A 25,381-nucleotide genomic window follows, 5' to 3' on the forward strand; every position below is an offset into this window, starting at 1 on the left:
GTGGAGACGCACTATGATGGGTTTCTACAGCCGGGCACTGACGTGAAACCTGCTCTTGAGTCAGGGAAAACCGGCGGTTACGCCTGGTCGTGTTCTCGCAAATACGCCAGCACGTGGCCTACGGTGAGTTCATGGCGGGCCAGCATGCTGAGCAGGCTGTGCTCGTAGGGCACCAGCGGGCGGGACGCATCGTGGGTGAGGGCCAGGGCCGTTTGTATCAGCTTCTGAAGGCCCTGCTCAGTGTCGAGCAGCGAAGGCTGCTGGCTCAGCCACAGCAGAAGAAAGAATTGCATTCTCAAAAGTCGCGGCAGGGCGGGTGGAGTTCAAGCTCCGCTATGGGCCGTTTCGAGGATCGGGAGTGAAAACCCGCCCAAACCGGTCCAGGCCTCGACCAACGAGTGGCGTGGTGGGGGCCACAGCTGGCCCGGCCGGTAGCGGTAGGGGAGCAGGCGGGGCGGCGGGAAACTTGCCCATCCTCGTTACCTTGCGTCAGAAATCAGCGCTACCAGTAAAATCAGCGCGAATCTGCGATTCGATTCTATGGACGAGAGCATCAAACAGAAATACCAGCCCGTCATCGGCCTCGAAGTGCACGCCCAGCTGCTCACGCGCAGCAAGATGTACTCCTCGGACGAAAACGAGTACGGCGCCCTGCCCAACAACAACCTGAGCGTCATTACCCTGGGCCACCCCGGCACCTTGCCGCGGGTAAACTACACGGCCGTGGAGTACGCCATGAAAATGGGCCTGGCCACGAGCTGCCACATCCGCCGCGACAACCTGTTTGCGCGCAAAAATTACTTCTACCCCGACCTGCCCAAGGGTTACCAGATTACCCAGGACAAAACCCCCATCTGCACCGGCGGCCACGTGGAAATCCGCCTCCCCGATGGTGCCACCAAGCACATCGGCATTACCCGCATCCACATGGAAGAGGACGCGGGCAAGAGCATGCACCTGGCCGGCGAGACGGAAACCCTCGTGGATTTGAACCGGGCCGGCGTGCCGCTTATCGAAATTGTGTCGGAGCCCGACATCCGGACCTCGGAGGAAGCCTACGCCTACCTCTCGGAAATCAAGAAGTTGGTGCAGTACCTGGGCATCTGCGACGGCAATATGGAGGAAGGCTCCCTGCGCTGCGACGCCAACATCTCGGTGATGCTGCGCGGGGCCGCGAAATTCGGCACCAAGGTAGAAGTCAAGAACATGAATTCCTTCCGCAACGTGCAGCGAGCCATCGAGTACGAAGTGGAGCGGCAGATTGCCATCCTGGAAGCTGGCGGCGAGGTGGACAGCGAAACCCGCGGCTTCGACGCGGCCACCGGCACCACCAGCGGGCAGCGTAGCAAGGAGACGATGAACGACTACCGCTACTTCCCCGAGCCCGACCTGCCCCCGGTGGTTATCGACGACGAGTGGCTGCACCGGGTGCAGGCCGAGCTGCCGGCCCTGCCCCAGCAGCTCTACGCCCGCTTCACCGGCGAGCTGGGCCTATCGGACTACGACGCCACAGTGCTCACCGCCGACAAGGACGTGGCCCTGTTCTTCGACGAGCTGACCCGCCTGACGCCCAACGCCAAAGCCGCCGCCAACTGGACCACCGGTCCGGTGAAAGCCTACCTCAACGAGCGGGCCCTGACCCTGGACCAGTTCCCGCTGACGCCCCAGCACCTGGCCGGCATTATCCAGCTTATCGACGAAGGCAAAGTCGGCCACTCGGTAGCCAGCAAGCAGCTGTTTCCCTACCTGCTCGACCACCCCGAGCAAACTGCCGCCGCTGCCGCCGAAGCCCTGGGCCTGCTACAGCAGCCCCAGGATGCCGGAGCCCTGGAAGCCATGGTGCAGCAGGTGCTCGACGCCAACCCGGCCAAGGTGGCCGAGTACCGGGCCGGCAAAAAGTCGCTGACCGGCATGTTTATGGGCGAGCTGATGAAGCTGACCGGTGGCAAAGCCGACCCCAAGCTGGCCAACCAGCTCCTGCGCCAGAAGTTGGAGGCGTAGGCAGTTGTACTTATTTTCGGTAAAAACCACCAGTCCGCCACTGGTGGTTTTTGCGTTTTGAATACCTTCCCTGGCTTCCCTGGCGCGAGGTTAGCGCAGCGTACCTCGTGCCTGAGCATGAAGTGGAGGCTGGGCCTCCACTGCCGCACCAGCGGCAAGGCGGCACCGGGCCGTGCTGGCGTCAGTCGTTCTGGCGTGGGGAGGCTCAGCCTCCCGTCATTCTCGGCACGAGGTACGCTGCGCTAACCTCGCGCCAGGGAAGCCAGGGAAGGCAAGCACCATTTGTGTTATAAAGAAAATTGTATATAGAGGCTAGAACCTGCTTACTCAGCACAGTGTGCTTTGTTTCGACTCCTGCTATATGATAACCTCTTTACTATCATTCTGGCTCGGCCTGATGCCCGCGCCACCCGCTTACGTGGTGCACGTCCAGCTTGGCAACGTGGCACCCGGCACCACGCTCTACCTCACCCACTACCGCGACGCGTGGCGCACACTCGACTCGGCCGTGGTGGATGCGGCGGGGCGCTGTGAGCTGCGCGGGGAGCTGCCTGCTCCCATCATGGCCTCGCTCAAAATAGGCGGCCAGAAGGCCCTGTACCAAGTGCCCCTGCACCCCGGCGACGAGCTGACCTGCACGCTGGCTTACGACAAAAAAGGCCGGGCCCGGTTCACGGCCCAGGGCTCGGTGGGCGTGGAGCATTGGCAGGAGTTCCGGGAAAAGATTAATCCCTACATCATCGGTGTGGCCCAGCTGCCGGCCGAGCACCGGGGCTTACGCCAGCTGCGGGCCCTGGTGCGCCGCACCCCCGACGATTTTCTGGCCGCCTACCTGACCAAAAACTACCTGAGCCGCCAGGCCAGCCAGCAGCCCTTCGTTGACTCGATGACCACGGTACTGGCCGCGCGCCAGCCCGCTCTGGCCGAAACCCAGGCCCTGACCCAGCGCGTGCGCACGGCCGCCCTCACCGAGAAGGGTGGGGAAGAAGCCCCCGATTTCACCCTGCCCACCGTGGCGGGCCAGTCCTTCACGCTCAGCAGCTTGCGCGGCAAGTACGTGCTGGTGGATTTCTGGGCCTCGTGGTGCGGCCCCTGCCGCCAGGAAAACCCGCGCCTGCGCAAGCTCTACGGGCAGTACCAGAGCCGGGGCCTGGAAATTGTGAGCGTGTCGGTGGACAGCGACGCGGGCAAGTGGCAGAAGGCCGTAACCCAGGACCAGCTGCCCTGGCCGCAGGTGTCGGATCTGAAAGGCTGGGACTCGCGGCCGGCCCAGCTCTACGGGGTGCTGGCCGTGCCCACCACTGTGCTCATCGACCCCAACGGGCGCATCCTGTCCCGTAACCTGCGGGCCGAGGCGCTGGAAAAGCGGCTGGCTCAGCTGCTGCCAGCCAGGTAGGCGCGGCAAAACTCGACGGGCCGGAACCGGGGGCAAGGCGGGTCGGTTATCAGGCGGCCGGGCTGTTCCGGGTAAATTTGGCAACTTGCGGCGCGGTTTCGCACGTTCCGACTATTCGACTGCCGGCCTGCGGGCTGGCTTGCCTTCCGACTGATGCATAAAATGAAGAGCTTTCTGTACCTGGGGGCCTTGCTGGGCATGGCCAACGCCTGTAACAAAAACACCCCGCCCACCACGGGTGCCGCCACCGACGCCAGCAGCTATCAGGTCAGCGGGCAGCTGCAAAACGCCCCGACCGGCACCAAGGTGTACCTGGCCGAGCTGGGCGAAACCCAGCTGGTGTCGCGCGACACGGCCACGGTCGATGACAAAGGCAATTTCCGCTTCACGGGCACCCTGCCTGAGGCGGGTATTTATCAGGTCAAAATCAACGACCAGAACCAGGTGATGCTGGCCCTGGAAAACGGTGCGCGCGTGGAGCTGACCGGCAACGCCCAGCAGCTGGGCCAGACCTACACCGTGCGCGGCTCCCGCGACTCGGAGATGCTCCAGCAGCTAAGCCGCACCATCGAACAGTCGCGCCAGCAGATGCAGCGCCTGGAGCAGCGCTTCACCAGCAACAGCCAGCAGAACCGTCGCGACTCGCTGGTAGTGTTGCAGCAGCGGGCCCTGGACCTGCAAAACCAGAGCACGGCCAGCCTGCGCCGCCTCGTGCGCCAGAACCCCGGCTCGGTGGTGTCGGCGTTTGTGGTGGGCAGCATGATGAACCCCGACGACAACTTCACGCTGGCCGACTCGGTGGCTACCGAGCTGAAGAAAACCCGCCCCGACTCCCGCTACACCAAAACGCTGGTAGCCAAGCTGGAGCCGCTGCGAACCACCGTAGTGGGCGTGCAGGCCCCCGATATCAGCCTGCCCACGCCCGAGGGCAAAGCCGTGAACCTGAGCAGCCTGCGCGGCAAATATGTGCTGCTCGATTTCTGGGCTTCCTGGTGCGGCCCTTGCCGCCAGGAAAACCCCAACGTGGTGGCCGCCTACCAGAAATTCAAAAACAAAGGCTTTGAAATCTACAGCGTGAGCTTCGACCAGGACCGGGACAAGTGGCTGAAAGCCATTCAGAAGGACAATCTTACCTGGACCCACGTCTCGGACCTGAAAGGCTGGGAAAGCGCCGCCGGCCAGACCTACGGCGTGCGCGCCATTCCCCAGTCCTACCTGCTCGACCCCCAAGGCCGCATCATCGCCAAAAACGAGCAGCTCCGCGGCCCCAACCTGGAAGCCACGCTGGCGTCGGTGTTGAAATAGGGGCTTGGGGTCTTAGGGACTTAGATTTTCGAGCCGACAACAAAAAAAGGCGACTCTTCCTATAGGAAGAGTCGCCTTTTTTGTAACCCAAGAATCCGGAAAACATACGCCCTAAGCCCCTAAGCCCCTAAGCCCCTAAGCCCCTAAGCCCCTAAGCCCCTAAGCCCCTAAGCCCCTAAGCCCCTAAGCCCCTAGCTCATAAACATTCGCTGGATGGCTTGCCAGAGCTGCTTTTTGCGGCCGGCGTCGTATTCGAGCATGCTGATTTCGCCGGCGCCGAGGAAGGCGGTGTCGCCGAACAAGAGAACGGGCTCGTAGGGCTGGGTGGTGTACACGGCCACGTCGAGCAGGTTTTTGCCGAAGGCCAGGAACTGCCGGGCCGCCATGGTCTGGCGCAGGGTGCACAAGGCCACGGGGTAGCTGGGGTGCTCCACGTTCACCAGCACCACATCTTCCATAATCAGCCGGATGGCTTTCAGCAGGTTGTTGAGGAACACGTTGCGCGGCAGCTTGCGGAACTCCTCTGGCGTGAGACGCACCAGGACAATGAGGCCGTTGGGGTTGCTGCCCAGCGTCGAGAACGGGATATGCGCCACCGGCGACTGGGTGGGCGTGGGCTGCACCCGCCCGGCCGGCGCGGGCGCCGCGGCCGGCAGCTCGGCCACCGTAGCCTGCCCCGGCTGGCGCGGCGCCGTGGCGGGAACCTCCGGAACAACCGGAGCAGTGGCGGCTGGCGGCGCAACTGGTGTGGCCGTCGGCATCGGCACTGGCGGAATGGCGGCCACAGCAGCTACCGGAACGACTAGCGGTGCCGGATGCGGTGCCGAAATAGAAGGCATAGGCGGCACGGCTGGCGGTTGGGCCGGAGCCGTAGCTACTGGTACCGCCGCCGTAACCGGCGTTGCAGCGGGAGCCTCTGCGGCAGCGGGTGGCGGTACTTCGGCCGGGACTGGCGTAACCGCCGCGCTGGCTGGCTCCGGTACTACATACAGCGAGGTATCGGCGTAGAAGTTCTGGAAGAAGGCGAGGGTAGAAGCGGTATCCATATTGGGAAGATAGAAAAAGCTGGCGGCAGACTTAGCCAGCTGTGCTGGCGCGTCTGCCCGCCGGTAAATGGGGCAAGTCTCCCGACTTGCGGCCGCCGCTGGCGGCCATTCGGGACTGCGCCGCGTGGATGTGGCGTTAATCTCCCGCTTTGCGCATGTTTTCCTGATTTTGGCCTCATGTCTGAAGCCGTGGGCTATGCAGGGCTCAACGTTATTCGTTACCTACGGCTTCAGCCCTGGGACCAGCAGACGCAGCTCGGCGCCGTTCTACCGCGTCGCGAAGTAGAACGGCGCGTTACATCATTTTGGTCTTGCCGTGCACCCACACGGCGCGGTACCGGCTGGCCGCCTTCGGCGGCCGCAAGTCGGGAGACTTGCCCCATTTACCGGCGGGCAGACGCGCCAGCACAGCTGGCTAAGTCTGCCGCCAGTTGTCAGTTAGTTTACTCCATCTCAAACAGGGCCTTCAGCTCGGTGGCTTCCTGGGGCTTCATGCGGCCGCCCAGCACAAGGCGCAGTTGGCGGCGGCGCAGGGCGCCGTCGTAGAGGCGGATTTCCTCTTCCGTTTCGGGTGCGGCTTCCGGCACGTCGATGGGGCGGCCCGACTGGTCGACGGCAACGAAGGTGAAGAAGGCCTCGTTCGACTTGAACTTGGTACCGCTGGGAATGTCTTCGGCCCACACGTTGATGTGCACCTCCATGCTGGAGCTGAATGCCCGCGTCACCTGAGCTTCCAGGGTCACAACGTTGCCCAGCTTGATGCCCTCCCGAAACGATACGTTGTCGACGGAAGCCGTGACGACGATGCGGTTGGAGTGGCGCTGGGCCGACACGGCGGCGGCCACGTCCATGAGGTGCATCATGCGGCCCCCCATCAGGTTGTTGAGCGTGTTGGTGTCGTTGGGCAGGACCAGCTCGGTCATGCGCACAAAGGATTCTTTGACGGGTTTTTGTTTGCGCATCAGTGTAGGAAGTGCAGCGAAGAAGTGTACAAAGGTAGAAGTACACGCCGCAAATGCCGCGCCCCTGCTGGTACGCCGTCACACCTCAGAAAAACGCCCCACCCAGGCGCCGCCCTTACAGCACCAGCACCCGAATGGGGTAAGACGCTGCGCCGAGTTGCAGATGCACCACGTAGGCGCCGGCCATCAGGCGGGCCGGGCGCGGCAAGGGCAGCACGTGCCGGCCAGGCCCGAGCACCTGCACCGGCGAGCTAACCACCAATCGGCCCAGCATGTCGGTGATGCGGACCTGCGTGCTCTGCGCGCTGGCTAAGGCAAAGTGAATAGCCGACTTATCGGTCAGCGGGTTAGGAAACAGGGTAATGCCGTTGGCATCGGTGCCGATGGCCGTCAGGCGGAAGTTGTCGAGGTAGACGTTGTTGCCGCCTCTATTGAGCATTTGCAGCCGCACCTGAAACTGGGAGCTGCCCTGGAATGCGGCCGGTACCACAATGGAAATAGGCTGCCATTCCTCGGCCGTGCGGGGCACGTACTCAGTGCTCGTCACCAGCCCGGTGTGGCTGAGGGTGCCCGCCACGTACACCAGCGGGGCCGACCAGGTACGGCCGCAATCAGCGCTAAAGGTCACTCGCAGCTCACTTTGGTCGTTCACGGAGAGGCGGGCGTAGGCCCGGTCAAACGTGAGCAGGGCCGGGCCTGGCAAAGCTGCCAGGTTGATGTTGGGCGAGGTGAGCGTACTCACGTTGTTCTCGCGCAGCTGCCAGTTGCGCAGCACCATGCCCGCCTGCCCGTCGCTGACGATGGCCCCCGCCCCACTGAACCGTTCCCAGCGCAAGGTCTGGTTGGTGCCGGCCGCGCCCCCGGCCGCGCTGATGCGCCAATTGCGCAGCAGCGCGGCGGGGTCGTTGATAGGGAAGGTGGCGCTTTCAAACGACTCCCGCAGCGGGGCCGTTTCGCCGGTGGTGGGGCCGTTGACGAGCACTGCGGCGGAGCGCGTGGTGGTGCCACTGCCCGAGGGTGTGCTCACCGTGAGCGTGACGGGATACACGCCGCTGGCCCGGTACTGCACGCGCGGCTGGCGGGCGGTGGAAACGGCCGGCTGCCCGCCCGGAAACGACCACTGGAAGCTAGTAGTGGCATCGTCAGCGTGGGCGTAGTAGGCGTCGGCTGAAAAAGCAACCGTACCACCCTCGCACACATCGGGAGTAGACGCGAACTGCAAGATGGGCACGGGCGGGCAGGCCGGGTTGTGGTAGCCGTCTTGGGTGCCGGTGGCGCGCAGATTGGCGGGCGACACCAGCGTGGAGCGGCACGTCAGGGCCAGGGCGGCCCGCATCAGAGCCTTCTGGCCGTTGGTAAACATGCCGCCGCACGTGGCGTAGTCCATGTAGTTCTGCACGTTGGAAAGCACGCCGCAAGGAGCAAACGACAAGTCGCACTGCCCCGGCGCCGAACCGGTGGTTGGCGGCGTGTCGGCCACGCCGTCGCTGAGGCTGCAATTACCGGGTTGGCCCGCCGAGTTGCTGGGCCCCCAGGTGTGCAGCAGGCCGAAGTAGTGGCCTAGCTCGTGCGTGAGGGTGCGAACCGCCAGGTTGGCCGCCAAGGCAGTGCCGATGGAGCCAAACTGGGCATGGCGCACCACAATTCCATCCCGCGAGGGCCCCCCGGTGCAGGGCAGGTAGGCGTAGCCGCCGGCGCCGTTGGCCCGCTCCACCACCCAGATGTTCACGTAGCGGTTGGGGTCCCAGCGCACCAGCTGTTTCACCTGCTCGTCGCCCACCTGAGTTAGCGACGAAACCGTGCGCGTAATGCCAGTGGTGCACTGCCCGCTGGGGTCCAGCTTGGCCAGGCGGAAGCGGAAGCCCACGTCGGCAATAATGGGCTGAAAGGCCGGGATGATGGCCGTGGTGTCGGGGTTGTTTTTGCTGAAGTCGATGTTGACCACCCGCAGGGCGTCCAGCACCTGAGCGTCGGTGATGTTGCTGCTGCCGCCATCGTGAATAATGTGCACCACCACGGGCACGGTTACGTCGGGCGCCGGCCGCTGCCCGCGGGCCTGAGCGGCTGCCAGCGCCGCGGCTTGCTGCAAAAAGGTGGTGTAGCGGCGTTCGGCTGCCGGGTCGCGCCGAAACTCGGCCTGCTGCACGCTGTCGAAGGCGCAGCCGCGCGCCACGGCCGGGCGCTGGGCGGCGGCCGGGCGGCTTACCCCGAAAACAAAACTTACGCTGAGAAGAAAATAGAGGAGTAGCTTTTTCTGCATGCAGATGGGAGTACAGGGTAGGGTAGAAGGGTGCGAAGAGCTGCCGACAGCCCGACGCGTGCAAGCCAATATAGAAAGAAGAAGGGTGCCCCGGAGGCCCGGTTCGGTGAGCAGTGGTAAAGGGCCGGCCTACCTTGCCGGGTGCTAGCCGAAACACAATTCTTTGGGTACATCCTCCCGTAAGGAAAAGATGCCTGCTAGAGGTTATGGCCAGTGGTAAAAAGCACGTCCTGCTCCATCCAACGTCCGCTTGCCGAAGCATCCTGCGTGCAGACGTTGGAGGCTAACCGTCATGCTGAGCGCAGCGGAGCGGAGCCGAAGCATCTCTCCCGCTTCGTCTGCACGATTGAAGTTAGCTAGCAGTAGAGATGCTTCGACTTCGCCTCCGGCTTCGCTCAGCATGACAGACGTGTTACCTGTCACCTGTCACTTGTTACCTCTCACCTCCTCACCTCACTCTCCCCAGCCGCCTTTGCCCAGCAGGGGCACAAAGCGGAACTCGTCGAAGACTTCGCGGGAGAATTCTTCCTCACTTTCGCGCACCACGCGCATCATGCGCTGGCTGTGCTCGTCGCCGACGGGGATGACCAAGGCGCCGCCCACCCGCAGCTGGCGCAGCAGGGCCCGCGGAATGACGGGGGCGCCGGCCGTGACCAGCACTTTATCGAAGGGGGCGTGCTGGGGCAGGCCTAGGGAGCCGTCGCCGCAGAACAGGTGAGCCGCGCGGTGCAGGCCGGCCAGGCGGCGGCGGGTGCGCTCAAACAGCACCGCGTTGTACTCGATGCTGAACACGTGGGGCGTCAACTCCAGCAGCACGCAGCACTGGTAGCCCGAGCCCGTCCCGATTTCCAGCACCCGGTCCTGGGCCTGCACGCGCAGCAGCTCGGTTTGGTAGGCCACCGTGTAGGGCTGCGAAATGGTTTGGCCCTCGCCGATGGGAAATGCTTTGTCCTGGTAGGCGTGCACCTGAAAGCCGGCCTCAAAAAACAGGTGGCGCGGCACCGTGCCCAGGGCCGCCAGCACCCGCTCGTCGCGGATGCCCTTGCGGCGCAACTCCTCCACCAAGGTGCGGCGCAGGCCGCGGTGCCGGTAGGTATCGGTGAGGGGCGTAGACATGGGGAGTGAGCAGCAGCAGGACCCGCGGATTGCCGGTAATGTCTACCTTTGCCCACCGTAAAACCGGCCCTGGCGGCCGGTCCCTGCTTTTTTCTGAAGCGCGAAACTACGGTTTCGCCTCCACAAAACCCACCTGTTGCCGGCTCCAGCCGGGCTGTTCTGCTTGCCCTTGATTCGCACCTTCCAAAAACTGAAGCTGATAGCCGCCGACTTCCTGGCGGCCCTGTTGGCGTGGGTGTGCTTTTATCTGCTGCGCAAATACCTGCTGCGCGAAATCAACGAGGGCTACCGCTTCGTGGAAGATGCCCTGCTGTTCGTGTCGGGCTCGGCTGCGCTGGTGGCTTCGTTCTGGACTGCCCTCTACGCCCTCATGGGCGAGTACCGCGACATCTTCCGCAAGTCACGCCTGGGCGAAATCATCCGCCTGGGCCGGGTGTCGGTGCTGGGGGCAGTGGTCATTTTCTTCGCCCTGCTGCTCGACGACGAGGGCGTGAGCAACTACCGCCTCTACTACAAAACGATTTCGGCCTACTTCCTGCTGCACTTCACCATCACGGCCGTGCTGCGCACCTGGGCCATTTCCAGCGTGCAGCGCCTGGTGCGGGGCGGCGTCATCTACTTCAACACCCTGCTGGTGGGCTCCAACGACCTGGCCCGCGACACCTACCACGAGCTGCGCCGCACCGGCCGCCACCTGGGTTTGCGCATCATCGGCTTTTCCACGGTGGGCGAGACGGTAGATGCCGGGCTGGCCGCCGAGCTGCCGGCCCGCGGCCCGTTCCGGCGCCTGCCGGCCATCATCCGCAAGCAGCGCGTCGAGCAGGTTATTATTGCCATTGAGCCCTGGGAGCACCTGCGCATCCAGGAAATCTTGACCCTGCTGGAGGGCACGCCCGCCCGCGTCAGCATCCTGCCCGACCTCTACCAGATGCTGCTGGGCTCGGTGAAGGTAAGCCACGTGTTCGGCACGCCCCTCATCGAAATTAAGCAGGACCTGCTGCCGCCCTGGCAGGAAGTAACCAAGCGCGTGCTCGACGTGGTGCTGGCGGGGCTATTTTTGCTGCTGGCCTGGCCGGTGTACGCCTTCACGGCCATCATGGTGCGGCTGTCGTCGCCGGGGCCCATCTTCTACGCCCAGGAGCGGGTGGGGCGGCACGGGCAGCCCTTCCGCATCTACAAGTTCCGGTCGATGTACCAGGACGCCGAGCGGCAGGGTCCCGCCCTCAGCTCCGACTACGACCCGCGCATCACGCCCTGGGGCCGCTTCATGCGCAAAGTCCGCCTCGACGAGCTGCCCCAGTTCTGGAACGTGCTCAAGGGCGACATGAGCCTGGTGGGCCCCCGGCCCGAGCGGCAGTTCTACATCGACCAAATCCTGAAAGTAGCGCCCCACTACCGCCACCTGCACCGCGTGCGGCCCGGTATCACCAGCCTGGGCCAGGTGAAGTACGGCTACGCCGAAACCGTGCAGCAAATGGTGGAGCGCCTCAAGTACGACATCCTCTACATCGAAAACATGAGCCTGGCCATGGACTTCCGCGTCATGCTCTACACCCTCAAAATCATCATCGAGGGAAGAGGGAAATAATTGCAATGTGGGTGAATGTGAAAATGTGCGAAATGTGAGAAATGAATAGTTCGTCACAGACCACACACCATTTACAGGCTAACACTGTTGTTGCCAGAACATTTACCACATTTCTCACATTCACCCACATTCCTCACGTTAACTACATGTTCACCGGAATCATTGAAGCCCTGGGTACTATCCGCGACGTGCGGCGCGAAGGCACCAACGTGCATTTCACCGTGGCGACGCCATTTGCCCAGGAGCTGAAGATTGACCAGAGCGTGGCCCACGACGGCGTGTGCCTGACGGTGGTGGCCGTGGATGCCGCGGCTGGCACGCACACGGTCACGGCCATCGACGAAACCCTGCGCAAAACCAACTTGCGTACCTGGACACCCGGCCGCCGCGTGAACCTGGAGCGGTGCCTGGCCGCGGGTGGCCGCTTCGACGGCCACATTGTGCAGGGTCACGTGGACCTGACGGCCACCTGCGAGGCAGTGGAGGACCAGCAGGGCTCCTGGCTGTACCGCTTCCGCCACGAGCCCGGCCCCGGCCGCGTCACGGTCGAGAAAGGCTCCATCTGCATCAACGGCACCAGCCTCACGTGCTTCAACTCCACCGACGACGGCTTCTCCGTGGCCATCATCCCCTACACCTACGAGCACACCACCTTCCAGGACCTGCGCCCCGGCGACCCGGTAAACCTGGAGTTCGACATCGTGGGCAAGTACGTGGCCAAGTTGCTGGGCCGGTAGGGGCGCGTCGCACGCGCCCGGTCGTTGCACGGCAACGAAAGACCGTCATGCCGAGGCGTAGCCGAAGCATCTTGTCAGATGAAGCAGGACGTTCTTTCGGGGGCGTTCAACCATTTGCAGCCGGAGTAGGGGCGCGTCGCACGCGCCCCTACTCCGGCTGCAAATGGTTGCGCCGGACAAACTCCTGAAACGCCCGGCGGTAGGTGTCGCTGATGGGTAGCAGCCGGCCGCCAATCTGCACCCGGTCCTTGTGCACCACCTCAATGCCGGCCAGAGCCACGATGTAGGAGTGGTGAATGCGGATAAACTGCTGGGCCGGTAGCTGGGCTTCCAGGGACTTGAGCCGCTGCAAGCTCACAATCTTCTGCTGGCGGGTGTGGATGGTTACGTAATCCTTCAAGCCCTCCACGTACAGGATGTCGGCCCACTGCACTTTGATGAGCTTGGCTCCGTCCTTCACAAACACAAACGGCGCCGGGGCATCGGCGGCCGGAGCGGCTGGGGGCACGGAAGGCGGCGCAGGGGCTTGCAGGCGCTGGGCGGCTTTGTGCACGGCCCGCAGAAAACGCTCCAGCGTAATGGGCTTGAGCAAGTAGTCTACCACGTCCAGTTCGTAGCTTTCGAGGGCGTACTCCGAGTAGGCCGTGGTCAGAATCACCAGGGGCTTTTGGGGCAGGATGCGCAGCAGGGTGGTGCCCATGATGTCGGGCATGTGCACGTCCAGCAACAGCAGCTCCACCGGCTGGCGGCGCAGCACGTCCAGGGCCGCCAGCGGACTGGCACAGGCGCCCTGCAAGGCCAGAAACGGCACCTTGCGCACGTAGTCCTCCAGCAGGTTGCGGGCCAGGGGCTCGTCGTCGACGATAAGGCAGCGGAGTAGGGAAGGAGTAGTCACGACAAGCGCAGGGTAAGTTGCACGCGGTACCGGTCGGGCTCGTCGTCAATGGCCAGGTGGTGCTGCCGGGGGTAGCTCAGCTCCAGTCGGCGCCGCAGGTTGTGCAGGCCCAGGCCGGCGGGTGCCGCGGGTGTGGTTTGGCCGGCCGGCGTCTTGCTGTTCTCAACCGTAAACACGCACACCGGGCCGGCCAGGCGAATTACGGCCTGCACCCAGGCGGCCGGGTTGTTGTTGCTGACGCCGTGCTTAAAGGCATTTTCCAGAAACGTAATAAAAATCAGGGGGACGATGCGCACATCTTCCACGGGCCCCTCCACGGTCAGGTCAATAGGAATCGGGTGGTTGAGCCGCAGCTTTTCCAGGCTGATGTAGTTCTGCATGTACTCGATTTCCTTGCTGAGCAGCACCTGCCGGTGGTTGGAGTCGTCAAGCATGTAGCGCATCATCTGCGAGAGCTTGGTGATGACCTCCGTGGTGTTGGGCGACTGGGTGTAGGCCAGGTAATACAGGTTGTTGAGCGTGTTGAAGAGGAAGTGCGGATTGATCTGGGCCTTCAGAAACTTTAGCTCGGCCAGCAGCCGCTCGTTTTCCATGGCCTTGGCACGGGCCTCCAGCGCAAACCAGTCGGTGGCAAAGCGCAGCATGCTCACGAAGGAAACAATGAACAGCGTGCCCACCGCCGTGTAAAGCGTGTAGGCCGGGGAGTAGAGGTAGGCCCGCTGCTGGGCCGAGTTGTCGGTGAACAGAAAATAGCGCTGGGCGTACACGCGCAGCGTCACGACCAGCGTGAAGGCCGCCGCAAACTCCAGCAGGTAGCGGCCCGTGTTTTTCTGGTGCAGCCAGCGCGGCAGCAGGTAGCAGTAGTTGGCGTAGGCCAGTGTGGCGTTGAACACCAGCGGCAGCAGCGCAAAGCGCAACGCCTGCTGCCAGTCGTATTCCTGCTGAGACTGGTAGAAGTAAAAGGAAAAATACACGCCCCAGAACGAGGCGTGCAGCAGCGCGACGCGGTGGCGCCGGATAAAGGCGAGCATAGAAGCAGAGGTAAGCCAACGGCAGACCGCTCAAGGTAAAGCTTCCGGAGCGGGTTCCAGGCCGGGAGCCGGGTTTATTCTACCATCCGGCCTGGTTGTCCGACGCTCCGGCGCAGTGCTTCGACCATCCGCCACGGGCGGATATAGCCGCCCAACTGCCAATCTGTCGGGCTGGTAGGTCGAATACCACGGTGCCGGGCTGGCAATACGGTTTCCTTTGCCGCATACTCATTTCGCCAACCACAACTCTCTGCTGTATGAAAGCCCCTTCTTACTGCGGGCGGCACCTGGCCACCTGTGCGGCGGTGGCGCTGTTGCTCCTGTTGCCGGCTGCCGCCGCGGCCCAGCACCCGGCCCCGCCTGCTCGCCACCCGGCCGCCACCGCCGACACAGCCGGTGCACTGCCGGGCCGGCCCCTGAAGACCTTGCGCGAAGGCACCCGCCAGTACCTGGTGAGCGTGCTCAAGCCCGACCAACCGGCCAGCTTCAACTCGTCCGCGGTTTGGATTCGGCGCGTGCAGCTGGACCGGGCACGGGGCGAGGTGCGCATCACCCAAACCTGGCTCGGCGGCGACACCCTGCGCAACCGCCAGGTGTTTTCCATTTGCCGGCTGGCCGATTTTGCGCCTCTCTACCACCGCACCCAGATGCGCAAAACAGGCATCGAGGCTTTCACCTTCACTTCTACGGCCGTGGTCGGGGCCGATTCGGTGGCCGGCAACGGCAAGCGGGGCTTCTCCCAGGCCCTGCCCGGCCCCACGCTCAACTGGGAGCTGGACCTGGAAACCTTTGAGCAGCTGAACTATGCCCCCGGCAAGAAGTTCTACCTGCGCTTCTACCACCCCGGCAGCAAAACGCCGCCTAAAGGCTACCTGTACTACGTGACAGGTGAGGAAGATTTGCCTGTGGCCGGCAACCAACGCCTCCGGTGCTGGCAGCTGCGCGTCGACTACGACGCCAAGAACTACGCCGTGTTCTGGATAGCCGCCAAAACCCGTGAGGTGCTGAAAATGGAGGAGCACTACAACAGCTACGTGCGCTACAAAGTGAAGCTGGCTACCCCGGCCGTGGAGCTGGCGCCGGGCAGGCAGCTGTTCCAACCCGCGCGGTAAAACTACTCGGCCCAAACCTCGTATCGGGAAGAACATCAACCTGTTACTGTCATGGCAAAGTCCAAGCGCGAACTGATAGAGCCTACGCCCGGCGACAAGCGCTACGTGCGCCGCAACGAAAAGGGCGAATTTACCAGCGAGGTAGACCTGAACAAGTCCCTGTCGCAGGACGACCGACACAACTCCAAGATTACGAGCAAGCCCGGCCAGGGCGACAAAGGCGACGGCCACACCGGCAAGCGCAAGCCCGCTAAGTAAATTCAATTCCCGGCTTAAAAAGCCCCCGAAACGTAAGTTGCGGGGGCTTTCCTTATACGTATGGCTTATTTCCACGACACGCTGCTGGCGCGCGGCTTCGCGCAGGTGCGCCCCGGCTTCTACACCCGCCCGCTCAGCCCCCAGGCCGGGGGGCCGCTCTACTGCACCACCGGCGAAGATGGCCGCCCCCGCAAGCTGCTGCTGTGGCAGGCGCGGCGCGTGCTCCTGCAAGGCGACGTAGTAACCCTGGCTGCCCTGGAGCAGGTGCTCAGCCGGGTGCTGGGGCGGGAAGCCGGGCCAGCCCGGCGCCGGGCGTAGCGGCTGATAAGATATTTCAGTAAAAGTATGGAAGCCTGCTGTAGGTGCGGCGGTATAGAACAAAACTGCCTATGAGGTGTGCGGCACCAGAGCTATTCTCACGAGTTTTGATGTCACAACCGGCAAGTTCCAGGGGCAGCTGGGGCAGCTCCCGCTAAACCAGCACACCACGCTGGAAGACGTGCGGAAGCGGTTTCCGACGTCTGGGCAGCAGGCTAATGTAGACGCCCCAGGCCAACCCGGCGTAACGGTTAGCCTCCACTATATCTATCAGGGGCAGCCTACCGAAGGCGCCCTCCGGTTGCACTTTGAGCACGGCCGCTTGGTGGATGTGGACTTCTGGTTTTCCTGCTGATGCCGGCCACGGGGCCTGCTCCTAGCTCCTGGGCTGCGGCCACCACCGCGCCGCCAGGCGCGAGTAGGCCGTAGCGCAGGCCCAAGCCAGAGCGGAGCCCAGCAGGGCGCCGGCCAGCACATCGGAGGGGTAGTGGGCACCCAGGTAGATGCGGCTGTAGCTAACCAGCGCGGCCCAGCCCAACAGCAACACTTTGGCCACGCGGTAGCGGGCGGGCAGCACCAGCGCCACAAACACAGCCAGGGCAAAGGAGTTAGCCGCGTGCGAGGACAGGAACCCAAACTTGCCGCCGCAGCCATTCACCAGGTTCAGCGCAGCGGTTAGCTCCGGGTTGTGGCAGGGGCGGAGACGGGCGAAAAATGGCTTGAACACGCGGCTCGACACCACATCGGCCAGCAGCACGCTCAGGCCGAGCAGGGGCAGCAGCAGCCGGGCCCGCCGCCCGTAGAGGTAAACCAGCACCACCAGCAGCACGAAGTAGGCCGGAAACCACACGAGGCGTTCCGTAAAAAATACCATCCACGCATCAAGGCGGGGCGTATGGTGGCGGTTGGCGGCTAGCAGCAGCCACCGGTCCAGGGCGTAGAGCGGGTCGGTCAAGCGGCAGCAGGTGGGTCAGAAAGCCAGTCGATGCCCTTTTGGAGCCACTGTTGGGTTTCGGCTTCGGGCGAGCCGGGGGCGGGAATGAGGTTGTAGTGCCACTCGGCCTGCGGGGGCAGGCTCATCAGGATGCTTTCGGTGCGGCCCCCGGTTTCCAGCCCGAAGCGCGTGCCCCGGTCGATGGCCAGGTTGAACTCGGCGTAGCGCCCGCGCCGTACCAGCTGCCAGCGCTTCTCGGCCTCGGTGTAGGGCAGGTCGGCGTTCTGGCGCAGCAGCTCGCAGTACGTGCGCCCGTACACCTCGCCCACGGCCCGCACGAAGGCAAACAGGGCCTCCTGGTCGCCGTCTTTGCCGACAACCTGGCGGTCGAAGAAGATGCCGCCGATGCCGCGGGTTTCCTGGCGGTGCGGCAGGTAGAAGTACTCGTCGGCCCAGGCTTTGAAGCGGCCGTAGTAGCCCGGCTGGTGGGCTGCGCACACCTCGGCAATCTGCCGGTGAAACCAGCGGGCCTGGGCCACGTCCACGTAGATGGGCGTCAAATCCAGCCCACCCCCGAACCAGGCCTCACCGTTGCCGGCCTCGAAGTAGCGCACGTTCATGTGGGAGATGGGCACGCGCGGGCTGCGCGGATGCTGCACCACCGACACGCCGGTGGCGAAGTAGCGCGGGTCGGGCATGAGCAGCTGCCGGGCCGCGGCCTCGCTCATGGTGCCTTCCACCGCCGAGAAGTTGACGCCGCCTTTCTCAATGATGCCGCCTTCGGTGAGGATGCGGCTGCGGCCCCCGCCGCCGCTGTGGTGCTGCCAGGCATCTTCCCGAAACCGGCCCGCGCCATCAGTAGTCTCCAGCTGCCGGCACAGCCAGTCCTGAAACTGGCGCATCCATTCTTCCACGGTGTCGCGAAAGCGGGGCTGCGGGGTGGGAGTGGGGAAGCTGGATTCGGGCATATAATTCAGGTAGTATTTCGCGCAGGGTTGCGCAGAGGAAAAACGCAGTGTTCCGCAGTGTTCAGACGACGGTAGCACACTGCGAAACACTGCGTTTTTCCTCTGCGCAACCCTGCGCGAAAAGCTTTGTTGGCAAAGGTACTAGTCAAGAAGGTTTTCCCGCTATTCGGCCAGCTCCTTGCGCAGCACCAGCAGCTCCAGCGGCTGACGCGGCTGGCCAAAGCGCGGATCGGCGGGAAAAGAGGCGGTTTCGCCGGTGCGCGCGAAGCCGTGCCGCTCGTACCAAGCCAGCAGTTCGTGGCGCACCGAAATAACGGTCATTAGGATGCTGGTGCAGCCTAGGCTGCGGGCGTGGGCCTCGGCTGCCGCCAGCAGCTGCTTGCCCAGGCCGCGGCCCTGCTGGGTGGGCACCACCGTAAGCATACCCAGGTACAGGTCAGGAGCTTGGTGCTTGAGGTACACGCTGCCGAGCAGCTCCCCGGCCGCGGTGCGAGCCAGCAGCAGCGTGGCGCCGGGCGCGGCCAGGATGGAGTGCAAATCGTCGGCGTCCGTGCGGGAGCCGTCGAGTAAATCGGCCTCAGTAGTCCAGCCCTGGCGCGACGATTCGCCGCGGTAGGCGCTGTTGACGAGGGCCACCACAGCAGGAATGTCGGCGGCGGTAGCCGGGGAAAAGGTGAGCATGAGGCAAAGGTAAGGTGATGAGGGGATGAGGTGAGTAGTGACAAGTGACAAGTAACACGTCTGTCATGCTCCATCTGGCGTCCGCTTGTCGAAGCATCTCTACCGCTTCGTCCTCACGATTGAGATTAGCCAGAGGCAGAGATGCTTCGGCAAGCGGACGCCAGATGGAGCATGATGGTCTACCTGTCACCTGTTACCTGTCACCTGTTACCTCACTACCTCTCACTTCCTCACCCCCGCATTCCGTACTTTCGTCCTTGCATTTACCAGCCTATTATGCTCACCCACGCCGCCCCGACTCTGGAAACTGATTTTACCGCCGCCCGGCCCAGCCGCGACCTGCTGGCGCGCGCCTACCGCCTCCTGCGCACGGCCGACGATATGGCCCGGCTCTACGAAGAAAACAAGGCCGTAACGGCCAAATACGTGCACGCCACGGCCCGCGGCCACGAAGCCATTCAGCTGGCCGCCGCCTGCTTCCTCGGCCCGCACGACTACGCCGCCCCTTACTACCGCGACGACGCCTTGCTGCTCGGCCTGGGCCTGGAGCCCTACGAGCTGATGTTGCAGCTTATGGCCAAGCGCGACGACCCGTTCAGCGGCGGCCGTACCTACTACTGCCACCCCTCGCTGCGCCGCGCTGGCTTTCCTACCATTCCGCACCAAAGCTCGGCCACCGGTATGCAGGCCATTCCGGCCACCGGCGTGGCGCACGGGCTCAAATACCTGGAAAGCCAGGGCCTGAACCCACTCACGCCCGACCCGCGCGACTTCTACGAATCAGGGCAAGCCGTGCCGGGGCTGTTCGGACTGCTGCCGGCGGAGGTGCGAACGGCTGCGCCGTTGGTGTTGTGCTCCATCGGCGACGGGGCCATGACCGAGGGCGAAGTGAGCGAGGCCCTGCAAATGGCCGTGCTACACCAGTTGCCCATCATCTACTTGGTACAGGACAATGAGTGGGGCATTTCGGCCACCGGCCGCGAGATGCGCGCCATGGATGCCTACGAGTTTGCGGCCGGCTTCAAAGGCCTGCACCGTTTGCAAGTGGACGGGGCCGATTTCCTGGCCTCGTACGCGTGCCTGAGCGAGGCGGCGGCCACCGTGCGCGCCCGCCGCGGCCCGGTGCTGGTGCACGCCCGCTGCCCGCTGCTGGGCCACCACACCAGCGGCGTGCGCCGCGAGTGGTACCGCGGCGACAACCTCGCCCAGCACGCCCTGCAAGACCCGCTGCCCCGCCTGCATCAGCAGCTGCTGGAGTTGGGCTTCCAGGAAGAGGAATTGCAGGAGCTAGCCCAGCAGGCCCGCGCCACCGTGCAGGCCGACTACCAGCGGGCCCTGGCCGCTCCCGGCCCCGACCCGGCCACCTTCCAGAACCACGAGTTTGCGCCCCCGGCCGTAACCCAGGAGCAGGGCGAGCGAAGCCCCGCCGGCGCTGAGAAAGTGACGATGGTGGACGCCGCCCTGCACGCCGTGGACGATATTCTGCGGGAGTTTCCGGAGGCCCTGTTCTACGGGCAGGACGTGGGTGGAGAGCTGGGCGGGGTGTTCCGGGAGGCGGCTTTGCTGGCCAAGAAGTACGGCGACGCCCGCGTGTTTAACACGCCTATTCAGGAGGCCTACATCGTGGGCAGCACGGCCGGCATGAGTGCCGTGGGAGCCAAAGCCATTGTCGAAATTCAGTTTGCCGACTACATCTGGCCCGGCCTCAACCAGCTCGTGGAGGAGCTGAGCAAAAGCTGTTACCTCTCCAACGGGCAGTTTCCGGTGCAAAGCCTGATTCGGGTGCCCATTGGGGCCTACGGCGGGGGTGGGCCCTACCACTCGGGCTCCGTGGAAAGCACCCTGCTTACCATCCGCGGCATCAAGGTGGTGTACCCCAGCAACGCCGCCGACATGAAGGGCCTGCTGCGGGCCGCTTTCCTCGACCCCAACCCCGTGGTGCTGCTGGAGCACAAGGGCCTGTACTGGAGCAAGGTGCCCGGCACCGAAGACGCCAAAACCATGGAGCCGGCCGCCGGCTACGTCATCCCGCTGGGGCAAGCCGCCGTGGCCCAGGCCGCCGCCGAAGACAAAGTGCGCGGGGGCGAGTCGTGCGTGGTCATCACCTACGGCATGGGCGTGCACTGGGCCAAAACCGCCAGCAAGCAGTTCTCCGGCCAGGTCGAAATCCTGGACCTGCGCACCCTGAATCCCCTGGACTGGGAAGCCGTGCAAGCAGCCGTGCGCCGCCACGGCAAAGCCCTGGTGCTCACCGAGGAGCCCCTGCTGAACTCCTTTGCCGAAAGCCTGGCCGGCCGCATCCAGCGCCACTGCTTCCCCCAGCTCGACGCCCCCGTGTTTACGCTAGGGGCCGCCAACCTGCCCGCCATTGCCCTCAACGTGGACCTGGAACGCCAAATGCTCCCCAACCCCGACAAAGTAGCGGCGGCACTGGAGGAACTGCTAGGGTATTGAAAAAACAACGGCCCGCCCCAGCGGGGCGGCACAAATGAGTAGATGAGTGAATGAGTGAATGCAGGAGTGAACGGCCAGCCCCAGCGGGGCGGCATATCGGTAGAGGAACGCGCAACAATGAATTCAAAAGCCCCAGCGGGGCGACACCCGGTCGTGCTGACGATTGGTGCCGCCCCGCTGGGGCTTTATAGTTCATATTGACTTGTTTTCTACCGATATGTCGCCCCGCTGGGGCTGGCCGTTCTGCTGGTTTTTATGTGCCAGGCTGTGTGGGTAATAAGTATAAAAGACCGTCATGTTCCATCTGGTGTTCGCAAAGGCGCAGCATCTCGTGTACTGAGGTTGCAGTGGTAACCGTTCTGCTGAGCGCGGCCGAAGCATCTCTCCCGCTTCGTTGCAATACTATTCAGACGAAGCGGGAGAGATGCTTCGACAGGCTCAGCAGGACGGTATAGATTAAAAAAGCGGCTCCCGAGTGTCGGGAGCCGCTTTTCAGATCAGAAAAACTAAGCTTACTCTTTTACCAGCTTCAGCACGTGCTGGCTGGGGCCGGCCAGGCGCAGAAGGTACACCCCTTTGGCCAGGGCAGCCGTGGGCAGAGGATTGACGATGCCACCCTGTGCCGGCCACACCGCCACTTTCCGGCCTTCGGCGCCCAGCACCTCCACCGTGTAGCTGCCGGTGGGCTGGCTCGTCAGGTCGAGGGTGGTGGCGTCGGTGGTGGGGTTGGGGTAGAGGGCCACACCGCCCAGCTGGTCTTTGCCGAAGCGCACTGGTTTTACGGGGCTATAGTGCACCGTGCCGTCCTGGTCGCGCTGCTGGAGGCGGTAGTACACCAGGCGGGCCGTGCGGCCAATGGCCAGGTCCGTGAACTGGTACTGCTGGGCCTGGGAGGTAGTGCCGCGGCCGGCCACCTGACCCACGGGCACAAACTGCACCGCATCCACCGAGCGTTCTACCGTGAAGCCGGCGTTGCGCACTTCCTGGGCGGTTTCCCAGGTCAGCACCCCATCCACACCGCGGGCCTGGGCCTCGAAGCGGGTGAGCGTAACGGGCAGGGGCGTTACGGTGCCGGCAAAGCGGAAGTCGGCGTCGGCCTGGGCGGGGGTGCGCTTGGGCGCCTTGGAGGGTACGCCACCGAAGGTGGGGTCTACCAGGTCGGCCAGGCCGTTGCGGTTGGTGTCGCGGAAGTGGTTGCTGTTGGCATCCATGAAGTTCGGCACGTTGTCCGCATCATCGTCGCGCAGCCAGGCGGGGTTGGGGCCGCCGGGGTAGTTGTCGGCCCGGCCGGGGTTGTTGCCGCGGAAGCCCTGGCCCCGCTGCATCAGGTCGTCGGCCGCGAAGCCGCTGTGGTTGTCATCGAAGCCCTCGGTCCAGTCGGGGTAGGTGTCGTCGTCGGTGTCGGCGTCGAGGTAGTCCCGCGAGCCGGTAGCGTCGGTGTTCACGGGCACCAGGGCCGTACCGGCGGCGGTACCGGCCGGGTTGCTCGGGTCAAACACGTCGGCTACCCCGTCCCGGTCCGCATCGGTTTTGGCATCCTGGTAGGCCGCCGTGGTCTGGGCTTCGCGTAGGTCCAGGATGCCGTCGTTGTCGGAGTCCTGGTCCAGCGGGTTTACTACCCCGTCGCCGTCGGTATCCGGGGCAAGGAGGGGCGTGGTCTGGAAGGCGTCGTGCAGGCCGTTGCCGTTGGCATCCACGAAGGAGGCCGGGGCAACGCGGCCGTTGGCGTCAAAGGTACTGGCCACCGGGAAGCTGGCGCCACCAGGGCCGGTTTCGCGGGCGTCCACGATGCCGTCGCCGTCGGCGTCGAGGTCGTGGTGGTTGGGCAGGCCGTCCAGGTCGGTGTCGAACAAATCATTCACCCCGTCGCGGTTTACGTCGCGGAAGCCGCCGAGATTGGGCGTCACGAAGGCTCCGTCCAGGTAGCTCACCACGCCGTTCGACAGCGTCTCGGGGTTGACGTTGTTGCTCTCGGCCAGGTCCGGCAGGCCGTCGTTGTCGTCGTCCAGGTCCTGGCTGTCGGCCACGCCGTCCTTGTCGAAGTCGCAGTCGAAGGCAAAGGTGTAGGTGATTTCGCTCGGGGCCGAGATGAAGCCGTAGGTCCAGGTGTTCACCGTCACGTTGTTGCCGGCCTCGTTGGTGGCGTCGCCCCAGCGGTGCACGCCCTGGTAGGCGTCGGTGCTGGAAATCACCCCGTCCAGGCGCACGTTGCTGCCATCCGGGGCGGGCGGGGCGGCCGGAAAGGAGCCGGCCCGGGCGGCGGTCAGGCGCGAGTCGTCCCAGTACAGCCGGTCGTAGTAGATGTTGCCGCCCACCGAAGGCCGGATGTTCTGGATGCGCAGGCCGTCGGGGTTGCCCTCGGCGTCGTACACCGGGAAGTTTACCGGGGCTCCGTTGCTGACAAAGCTCAGCTTGATGGCCGTGTTCTGGGCCACGGGGTTGCCGCTGGCGTCCAGGCCGTTCCAGACGGTGGTGTTGGCGCCGGGCACCACGGTTTGCTCCAGCAGCACGTCGCTGCCGTCCTTCACCTTGTTGCCGTTCAGGTCAATGAGAATCGACACGAAGCCCTGCTCGTCGGACAAGGTGGTGAAGGCTACCCCGCCGCGGCCGGTGCTGGGGTTGCAGAAGCCCTGGGAGGAAGTGGCAAACACGGGCGTGGGGGCGCTGGGCCAGAACTCCTCGTCGGGGTTGTTGACGAAGATGGGGTACTCGGCGTAGCCCGTGTTGCCCACCTGGCTTTTGCGGCGCTCGGCGAAGGTGGTGCCGTTGGCGGCGTTGGCCACCGAGCCGTTGGCGTTGGCTACGAAGTAGAACACGAACGGGCGCATACCAGCCAGCTCAATCTGCTTCACGTAGTACAGGCCGGGGTTCTGGGGGCTGGTAATCAGCGGGTACAGCGCAAACGTCGACGACAGCCGGTGCTCGTACTGGGTGCCCGTCGACTGCCCGGCCGTAAACGACCAGAACTTGCTGAACAGGCGGCCCGGCTTCTCCTTGCCGTCGGCGCCCAGCACGGTAAAGTCCCAGAAGTCGTACTCGGAGCGGCGCTGGGCCGAGAAGCCGCTGGCGCGGGTGCCCAGGTCGTTGAAGCCCGGCTGGGTGCCCGTGTCGGTGTACTCGCCGGCCTGGGTAAACTCAATGAAAAAGTCGCGGGTCTGGCCGGTGGTGTTGGTGTAGGTCAGGGCCTGGTAGCCTCCCGCGCCCAGGGCCGCCGGCCCGATGCGGCTTTGCGCCGCATCGTCAATTACGCCCGGCTGGTTGCTGTTCAGCAGGTGCTGGTTGGCGCTGCTTTGGTCGCGGGCCAGCGTGTTTTGCTTCACGATGGTGCCTGCCCCGGTGCCGTAGCGCAGCGTCAGCTGCGCGTCGGCGTAGTTGCTGGGGCCAAAGTTGGAGCGGTGCACGCCGTAGTGCAGGGTTTCGCCGGGCTTCAGGCGGATGTAGAGCCGGTAGTCGTCGGTGAAGCTCAGCCCCGACTGTTCCCAGGATCGGGGCTTCAGAAAGCCCAGCGACACGTTTTCGTTGCCCACGGCATCGTGGGTGAGGAAGCCGGCGCGGGTATTGGCCGGGTCGCGCAGGTCGGTGGGGGTGGCGGGGAGGTTGGGCGTGAGCTGGCGGGAACCTTCAGCCCAGGCCGCGGCCACGGGGGCACACAGGAGCAGAAGCGCCCCAAAGCGTAAGCGTGTTTTCATATAGTGGAAAGGAAAAGGAGTGGCTTCAGCAATGATTCTGTCGGGCGGAAACAAGCCAGCCAGATAGAACAAAACAGGAAGCAGACAGAGCGGCGGCGTCTCGCATGACCAACCCGAAAATTGAACAATGCCGTACTGCAGTACGAAGTCTTCAGCACACATGAGACGGCCAAATATAACCAGTAAACCTCAGTGTAGCTTTTACTAGCTGGGAATTATTGTATGCTTCACAAAAAATAAAGCAATCTGTTTCCTATACATAAGTATCTAATTGTCTTGATTTTGGATATAAAGAAGGTAAAGTTGCTTCTTTTATTCAACTCAGCAGTCAAGCGAAATTGACTGCTACCGGGAGCAACCCCAAGGTGCGCAGCTTGAAAAGCTCCGATGGAGGGTAAACTGTCCTGCTTCATCCGGCATCTGCTTGCAGAAGCATCCCGCGCGCTGGCGGTAAAGGATGCTTGTCACAATAAACGGAGCGGAATCGAACCGCAGGAAGGTGAAGCCAGGCAGCTCGCCCGCTTCGGGGCAGTCGTCAGAAGGTAGCCCGCGGGAGGGGTGCTTCAAGGGGCGGACGCCAGACACAGCAGGACGGCCTTTTTGCTTTCCGGGGCTTTTTCCGCGGGAGGT

The 25,381-nt window shown here is 63.9% G+C and carries 21 protein-coding genes; 10 read left to right on the forward strand and 11 right to left on the reverse strand.

Annotated features, from left to right (window positions below):
- Nucleotides 1-77 precede the first annotated feature (77 nt).
- Nucleotides 78-293: a hypothetical protein gene (locus OIS53_RS04015; RefSeq protein WP_264681106.1), complete on the reverse strand. Its 216-nt coding sequence runs from the start codon at nt 291-293 to the stop codon at nt 78-80.
- 247 nt (nt 294-540) lie between these two features.
- Here OIS53_RS04015 and gatB point away from each other — a divergent pair, with 247 nt between their 5' ends.
- The 3 genes from gatB (at nt 541) to OIS53_RS04030 (ending at nt 4,702) form a co-directional block, all read left to right on the forward strand.
- Nucleotides 541-2,001, forward strand: coding sequence for an Asp-tRNA(Asn)/Glu-tRNA(Gln) amidotransferase subunit GatB (gene gatB / locus OIS53_RS04020; RefSeq protein ID WP_264681107.1), 1,461 nt, complete (start codon nt 541-543; stop codon nt 1,999-2,001).
- Nucleotides 2,002-2,362: 361 nt separating this feature from the next.
- Complete coding sequence (locus OIS53_RS04025; RefSeq protein ID WP_264681108.1) at nt 2,363-3,397, forward strand: AhpC/TSA family protein; 1,035 nt, start codon at nt 2,363-2,365, stop codon at nt 3,395-3,397.
- Between the two features lie 153 nt (nt 3,398-3,550).
- Nucleotides 3,551-4,702 carry a redoxin domain-containing protein gene (locus OIS53_RS04030; protein ID WP_264681109.1) on the forward strand — a complete coding sequence of 384 codons (1,152 nt, stop codon included), beginning with the start codon at nt 3,551-3,553 and terminating at the stop codon, nt 4,700-4,702.
- 191 nt (nt 4,703-4,893) lie between these two features.
- Here OIS53_RS04030 and OIS53_RS04035 read toward each other — a convergent pair whose 3' ends face one another.
- The 4 genes from OIS53_RS04035 to OIS53_RS04050 form a co-directional block, all read right to left on the reverse strand.
- Nucleotides 4,894-5,748, reverse strand: coding sequence for a hypothetical protein (locus tag OIS53_RS04035; RefSeq protein WP_264681110.1), 855 nt, complete (start codon nt 5,746-5,748; stop codon nt 4,894-4,896).
- Nucleotides 5,749-6,191: 443 nt separating this feature from the next.
- Nucleotides 6,192-6,710, reverse strand: coding sequence for an acyl-CoA thioesterase (locus tag OIS53_RS04040; protein WP_264681111.1), 519 nt, complete (start codon nt 6,708-6,710; stop codon nt 6,192-6,194).
- A gap of 115 nt (nt 6,711-6,825) precedes the next feature.
- Complete coding sequence (locus tag OIS53_RS04045) at nt 6,826-8,970, reverse strand: M43 family zinc metalloprotease (RefSeq protein WP_264681112.1); 2,145 nt, start codon at nt 8,968-8,970, stop codon at nt 6,826-6,828.
- Nucleotides 8,971-9,423: 453 nt separating this feature from the next.
- Nucleotides 9,424-10,086 (reverse strand): protein-L-isoaspartate(D-aspartate) O-methyltransferase, encoded by a 663-nt coding sequence (locus tag OIS53_RS04050; protein ID WP_264681113.1) that lies wholly within the window; start codon nt 10,084-10,086, stop codon nt 9,424-9,426.
- 169 nt (nt 10,087-10,255) lie between these two features.
- Here OIS53_RS04050 and OIS53_RS04055 point away from each other — a divergent pair, with 169 nt between their 5' ends.
- Both OIS53_RS04055 and OIS53_RS04060 read left to right on the forward strand, forming a co-directional pair.
- A complete protein-coding gene (locus OIS53_RS04055) occupies nt 10,256-11,674 on the forward strand; it encodes a sugar transferase (RefSeq protein ID WP_264681114.1) in 1,419 nt (472 codons plus the stop codon).
- A gap of 146 nt (nt 11,675-11,820) precedes the next feature.
- Nucleotides 11,821-12,411: a riboflavin synthase gene (locus OIS53_RS04060; protein ID WP_264681115.1), complete on the forward strand. Its 591-nt coding sequence runs from the start codon at nt 11,821-11,823 to the stop codon at nt 12,409-12,411.
- Nucleotides 12,412-12,559: 148 nt separating this feature from the next.
- Here the strand turns inward: OIS53_RS04060 and OIS53_RS04065 are convergent, their stop codons facing one another.
- Together OIS53_RS04065 and OIS53_RS04070 are read right to left on the reverse strand one after the other, a co-directional pair.
- Nucleotides 12,560-13,306, reverse strand: a complete 747-nt coding sequence (locus OIS53_RS04065) for a LytR/AlgR family response regulator transcription factor (protein ID WP_264681116.1) — start codon at nt 13,304-13,306, stop codon at nt 12,560-12,562.
- Nucleotides 13,303-14,337 carry a sensor histidine kinase gene (locus OIS53_RS04070; protein ID WP_264681117.1) on the reverse strand — a complete coding sequence of 345 codons (1,035 nt, stop codon included), beginning with the start codon at nt 14,335-14,337 and terminating at the stop codon, nt 13,303-13,305. The genes OIS53_RS04065 and OIS53_RS04070 overlap by 4 nt, the downstream gene beginning before the upstream one ends.
- Nucleotides 14,338-14,594: 257 nt before the next feature.
- Between OIS53_RS04070 and OIS53_RS04075 the strand changes: the two genes are divergently transcribed.
- The 4 genes from OIS53_RS04075 (at nt 14,595) to OIS53_RS04090 (ending at nt 16,380) form a co-directional block, all read left to right on the forward strand.
- Nucleotides 14,595-15,449: a DUF3108 domain-containing protein gene (locus tag OIS53_RS04075; RefSeq protein WP_264681118.1), complete on the forward strand. Its 855-nt coding sequence runs from the start codon at nt 14,595-14,597 to the stop codon at nt 15,447-15,449.
- Nucleotides 15,450-15,500: 51 nt separating this feature from the next.
- Complete coding sequence (locus OIS53_RS04080; protein WP_264681119.1) at nt 15,501-15,707, forward strand: hypothetical protein; 207 nt, start codon at nt 15,501-15,503, stop codon at nt 15,705-15,707.
- 60 nt (nt 15,708-15,767) lie between these two features.
- On the forward strand, nt 15,768-16,025 hold the full coding sequence (locus tag OIS53_RS04085; RefSeq protein ID WP_264681120.1) for a hypothetical protein: 258 nt from the start codon (nt 15,768-15,770) through the stop codon (nt 16,023-16,025).
- 76 nt (nt 16,026-16,101) lie between these two features.
- Entirely contained in the window at nt 16,102-16,380 is a 279-nt protein-coding gene (locus OIS53_RS04090) for a hypothetical protein (RefSeq protein WP_264681121.1), read from the forward strand.
- Nucleotides 16,381-16,401: 21 nt separating this feature from the next.
- Here OIS53_RS04090 and OIS53_RS04095 read toward each other — a convergent pair whose 3' ends face one another.
- From OIS53_RS04095 to OIS53_RS04105, 3 genes are all read right to left on the reverse strand, one after another.
- The gene (locus tag OIS53_RS04095; RefSeq protein ID WP_264681122.1) at nt 16,402-16,980 is read right to left on the reverse strand and encodes a phosphatase PAP2 family protein; all 579 of its coding nucleotides are present in this window, start codon (nt 16,978-16,980) and stop codon (nt 16,402-16,404) included.
- Complete coding sequence (gene hemF, locus OIS53_RS04100; protein WP_264681123.1) at nt 16,977-17,927, reverse strand: oxygen-dependent coproporphyrinogen oxidase; 951 nt, start codon at nt 17,925-17,927, stop codon at nt 16,977-16,979. Before hemF ends, OIS53_RS04095 begins: the two co-directional genes overlap by 4 nt.
- A gap of 162 nt (nt 17,928-18,089) precedes the next feature.
- Nucleotides 18,090-18,608: a GNAT family N-acetyltransferase gene (locus OIS53_RS04105; RefSeq protein WP_264681124.1), complete on the reverse strand. Its 519-nt coding sequence runs from the start codon at nt 18,606-18,608 to the stop codon at nt 18,090-18,092.
- Nucleotides 18,609-18,884: 276 nt separating this feature from the next.
- Here OIS53_RS04105 and OIS53_RS04110 point away from each other — a divergent pair, with 276 nt between their 5' ends.
- Nucleotides 18,885-21,062 (forward strand): alpha-ketoacid dehydrogenase subunit alpha/beta, encoded by a 2,178-nt coding sequence (locus tag OIS53_RS04110; protein WP_264681125.1) that lies wholly within the window; start codon nt 18,885-18,887, stop codon nt 21,060-21,062.
- Nucleotides 21,063-21,574: 512 nt separating this feature from the next.
- Here OIS53_RS04110 and OIS53_RS04115 read toward each other — a convergent pair.
- On the reverse strand, nt 21,575-24,751 hold the full coding sequence (locus OIS53_RS04115) for a T9SS type A sorting domain-containing protein (protein WP_264681126.1): 3,177 nt from the start codon (nt 24,749-24,751) through the stop codon (nt 21,575-21,577).
- Nucleotides 24,752-25,381 lie beyond the last annotated feature (630 nt).

The organism is Hymenobacter sp. YIM 151500-1 (assembly GCF_025979885.1).
Taxonomy (GTDB): Bacteria; Bacteroidota; Bacteroidia; order Cytophagales; family Hymenobacteraceae; genus Hymenobacter.